The following is a 4,378-nucleotide window of genomic DNA, read 5'->3' as shown; positions in this document are numbered from 1 at the left end:
GGCGCAGTTGGTCGCGAACGCGCACGGGTTCCGGCTGACGCTGTCGGACTATCCGCATCTCGGCTGATGCCGGCGCCGGCGCGATCGATCGAAAGGCGGGGCTCCCCGCCTTTTTCTTTATGTAAGTGCGCAACTAACGGTCCATATTTTTCGTCGACGTCGACACGATTTTCGCCCGGTTGTGCACCATTTTTGTCAACAAAATGACCGGGAGGGTATACGTCCAGAAGTGTCTCCGTCTTGCCCGTCTGGCTTGCCGTGCATGGATTTCGTGCGCATTGCACCGAATGAGAACACGCTGGCGCACGCCGATTGTGCGAAATGCCGCAAAAGAATTGTTGACAATCTTTATGTCCGCCCTAGGATGAGGACCATCACACGATGCAGATCATGAACGAGCCCGATTCCACTCCGTCCGGTGCAGCCGGCCCCGAAGCGATCGCCGAGCGGATTCGCACCGCGATCCTCGAGCATCGGCTCGCGCCGGGCGCGAAGCTGACGGAGGCGCAGCTCTGCGACGTGTTCGGCGTGAAGCGCGGGACGATCCGCCAGGCGCTCGCGCAGCTCGCGACCGACAAGCTGGTCGACCTCGAGCCGAACCGCGGCGCGTTCGTCGCGAGCCCGACGCTGCAGGACGTGCACGAGGTGTTCGAGATGCGCCGGATCATCGAGCTCGCCGTGGTCGAACGGCTCGCGACCGGCCCCGGCGCCAAGCGGCTGAAGGGCGTCGCCGCGCTGATCGACAAGGAGCGCAAGGCGTTCGAGCGGCACGACTTCGCGGCGTGGATCCGGCTGTCGGGCGAATTCCACACGGCGCTCGCGACGCTGATGGGCAATGCGACGCTCAGCGAGTGCCTCGAAGGGCTCGTCGCACGCTCGACGCTGATGTCGGCGCTGTACGAATCGCACGGGCGCAGCCCGTGCTCGTGCGACGACCACGACGAGATCCTCGCCGCGCTGGAGGCGGGCGATCCGAAGCAGGCGGTCACGCTGATGGCGCGCCACCTGCAGCATGTCGAACTGAAGATGCTGGACCGGCCCGCGCAAGGGCAGGTCGATTTGCGCGAAGTGTTCGGCGGCGCCTGAGCGGCGACGCGAACCCGGCCGCGCGCCACACGACGAGCGCAATGCAGGCCTGCGGTGTTTGCCGCGGGCCGCTGGTCCGACTCCGGGCGATGATCCGGAGCGATATCGATGACGGTGGAGCGGCCTGGCGGCCGCGTCAAGGAGAAGTCATGGCTCAGTTCAGTGTGGCGCACGACAGCGCCTATCCGGCGGAAGAAGGCGGCGAGGGCGGCGGTCCGGCACTGCCGGATGGTTACAGCGAACGTCTGTACAACGAAGATTTGGCACCCCTTAAAAATCAGACATGGGGTTCGTACAACATCTTCGCGTTCTGGATGTCGGACGTGCACAGCGTCGGCGGCTACGTGTTCGCGGGCAGTCTGTTTGCGCTCGGGCTGACGAGCTGGCAAGTGCTGATCGCGCTGATCGTCGGCATCGGCCTCGTGAACGCGCTGTGCAACCTGATCGCGCGGCCGAGCCAGCAGATCGGCGTGCCGTACCCGGTCGCGTGCCGCGCGACCTTCGGCGTGCTCGGCGCGAACGTGCCGGCCGTGATCCGCGGGCTGATCGCGATCGCGTGGTACGGCATCCAGACTTATCTCGCGTCGAGCGCGCTCGTGATCGTCGTGCTGAAATTCTTCCCGCAATGGCTGCCGTATGCGGACGTCCATCGCTACGGCTTCCTCGGGCTGTCGGCGGTCGGCTGGGCCGGCTTCATGCTGCTGTGGGTGCTCCAGGCGTTCGTGTTCTGGAACGGCATGGAGACGATCAAGAAGTTCATCGACTTCGCGGGCCCGGCCGTCTATGTCGTGATGTTCATCCTGGCCGGTTACATGGTGTGGCGCGCGGGCTGGCGCAACATCGGCATCAACCTCGGCGGCGTCAAGTATTACGGCGCGGAAGTGATTCCGGTGATGATCACCGCAGTGTCGCTCGTCGTGTCGTACTTCTCCGGGCCGATGCTGAACTTCGGCGATTTCTCGCGCTACTGCCGCTCGTTCGGCGACGTGAAGCGCGGCAATTTCTGGGGGCTGCCGGTCAACTTTCTCGCGTTCTCGCTCGTCACGGTGATCACCACCGCCGCGACGCTGCCGGTGTTCGGCGAACTGATCACCGACCCGGTCGCGACGGTCGGCCGCATCGACCATCCGACCGCGGTGATCCTCGGCGCGCTGACGTTCACGATCGCGACGATCGGCATCAACATCGTCGCGAACTTCGTGTCGCCCGCGTTCGATTTCTCGAACGTCGCGCCGCGCCTGATCAGCTGGCGCGCAGGCGGGATGCTCGCGGCCGTCGCGTCGATCTTCATCACGCCGTGGAACCTGTTCAACAACCCGGCCGTGATCCACTACACGCTCGACGTGCTCGGCGCGTTCATCGGCCCGCTGTACGGCGTGCTGATCGCCGATTTCTACCTCGTCAAGCGTGGCCGCCTCGTGCGCGACGACCTGTACACGATGTCGGAAATCGGCGCCTATTGGTACACGGGCGGCGTGAACCGCCGCGCGCTCGCCGCGCTGCTGCCGGCCGCGGTGATCGCGGTGGTCTGCGTGATGGTGCCGGGCTGGCAGGCCCTCGCGAATTTCTCGTGGTTCATCGGCGCGGGGCTCGGCTTCGTGTTCTACCGGCTGCTCGCGAGCGCGAAGGCGTAAGGAGCATGCGATGAAGATCCGACTGATCAATCCGAATACGACGCAGCGGATGACCGACGCGATGGGCCGCTGCGCGCGCGAGGTCGCGGCCGCCGGCACCGAGATCGTAGCCGTGAGCCCGCCGATGGGGCCGCCGTCGATCGAAGGGTATTACGACGAGGCGCTCGCGACGCCGGGGCTGCTCGCCGAGATCGCGCAGGGCGAGCGCGACGGCTGCGACGCGTACGTGATCGCGTGCTTCGGCGATCCGGGCCTGTATGCGGCGCGCGAGCTCGCGCGCGGCCCGGTGATCGGCATCGCCGAGGCCGCGATGCATGCGGCGAGCGTGCTCGCGCCGGGCTTCTCGGTCGTCACGACGCTCGCGCGTACCTGCGGGATGGCGTGGCACCTCGCGGAGCGCTACGGGATGAAGCGGTTCTGCCGCAACGTGCGCGCGACCGACGTCGCGGTGCTCGAACTTGACCGGCCCGGCTCGGCCGCGCGCCGGATCATCGTCGACGAATGCCGGCGCGCGCTCGACGAGGATGGCGCCGATGCGATCGTGCTCGGCTGCGCGGGGATGGCCGAATTCGCGCACGAGATCGAGCAGCAGATCGGCGCGCCGGTGGTCGAGGGCGTCACGGCGGCCGTCAAATGGGCCGAAGCGCTGGTCGCGCTGCGCCTCGCGACCGCGAAGCGCGGCGACTACGCGCGGCCGCTGCCGAAGCGCTACGACGGCGCGTTCGCCCGCTTCAGCCCGCCGGACGGGGCGGCGGCGGAACCTCCGCCGAATTTGCCGCAACCGCACATACACACCGTCTGACACGCACTATCTGCGCCGCTGTATGGGCGCGTATGAACGTTTTCGCTACACTGGGCCGTCATCGCATCGGCTGGTGCGGCCGCCTCCGGCACCGCGCAGTCGATGCGAACCCATTATTCGCGCCCGCTCGTTCAGCGCGCTCATTCAGCCCGCTTATTTAGCCTGCTTTCGCCGCACTTCGAACCATGCCACTCGATCCCAACTATCCCCGCGACCTGATCGGCTACGGCCGCCATCCCGTGCAGGCGAACTGGCCGGGGCGCGCCCGCGTCGCCGTGCAATTCGTGCTGAATTACGAGGAGGGCGGCGAGAACTGCGTGCTGCACGGCGATCCGGGCTCCGAGCAGTTCCTGTCCGAAATCGTCGGCGCGGCCGCGTATCCGGACCGCCACATGAGCATGGAATCGATCTACGAATACGGGTCGCGGGCCGGCGTGTGGCGCATCCTGCGCGAATTCGAGAAGCGCGGGATGCCGCTGACGGTGTTCGGCGTCGGCATGGCGATCGAGCGTCATCCGGAGCTCGCGCGTGCGTTCGTCGAACTCGGCCACGAGATCGCGTGCCACGGCTGGCGCTGGATTCACTACCAGAGCATGACGCCGGAACTCGAAGCCGAGCACATGCGCCTCGGGATGGAAGCGATCGAGCGCGTGACGGGCGAGCGCCCGCTCGGCTGGTATACCGGCCGCGACAGCCCCAACACGCACCGCCTGGTCGCCGAATACGGCGGCTTCCTGTACGACTCCGACAACTACGGCGACGACCTGCCGTTCTGGATGGACGTCGAAGTATCGGGCGGCCGCACGTCGCCGCAACTGATCGTGCCGTATACGCTCGACACGAACGACATGCGTTT

4 protein-coding genes are annotated in these 4,378 nt (G+C 66.6%); all 4 read left to right on the top strand.

Translation table 11 applies throughout. From position 1 onward, the window contains the following. Nucleotides 1-381: 381 nt before the first annotated feature. The gene (locus JMF90_RS26090; protein WP_012328729.1) at nucleotides 382-1,086 is read left to right on the top strand and encodes a GntR family transcriptional regulator; all 705 of its coding nucleotides are present in this window, start codon (nucleotides 382-384) and stop codon (nucleotides 1,084-1,086) included. A gap of 149 nt (nucleotides 1,087-1,235) precedes the next feature. Continuing rightward, nucleotides 1,236-2,720 (top strand): NCS1 family nucleobase:cation symporter-1, encoded by a 1,485-nt coding sequence (locus JMF90_RS26085; protein WP_201316969.1) that lies wholly within the window; start codon nucleotides 1,236-1,238, stop codon nucleotides 2,718-2,720. Between the two features lie 10 nt (nucleotides 2,721-2,730). Continuing rightward, nucleotides 2,731-3,522 carry an aspartate/glutamate racemase family protein gene (locus tag JMF90_RS26080; RefSeq protein WP_011549580.1) on the top strand — a complete coding sequence of 264 codons (792 nt, stop codon included), beginning with the start codon at nucleotides 2,731-2,733 and terminating at the stop codon, nucleotides 3,520-3,522. A 185-nt stretch (nucleotides 3,523-3,707) separates the two neighbouring features. Further along, nucleotides 3,708-4,378 (top strand): polysaccharide deacetylase family protein (locus JMF90_RS26075; RefSeq protein ID WP_201325607.1); only part of this gene is annotated, 671 nt, incomplete at its 3' end.

Origin of the sequence: Burkholderia sp. E168m23, from assembly GCF_016586125.1 — a bacterium.
GTDB classification, from domain to species: Bacteria; Pseudomonadota; Gammaproteobacteria; order Burkholderiales; family Burkholderiaceae; genus Burkholderia; species Burkholderia orbicola.
The sequence above is the reverse complement of the archived record's forward strand: the minus strand, read 5'-3'. Positions and strand labels throughout refer to the sequence as shown.

Bases quoted from the DNA above. Each gene is read 5' to 3' on its own strand.
- JMF90_RS26090 (WP_012328729.1), top strand. From the start codon at position 382: ATGCAGATCATGAACGAGCCCGATTCCACTCCGTCCGGTGCAGCCGGC.
- JMF90_RS26085 (WP_201316969.1), top strand. From the start codon at position 1,236: ATGGCTCAGTTCAGTGTGGCGCACGACAGCGCCTATCCGGCGGAAGAA.
- JMF90_RS26080 (WP_011549580.1), top strand. From the start codon at position 2,731: ATGAAGATCCGACTGATCAATCCGAATACGACGCAGCGGATGACCGAC.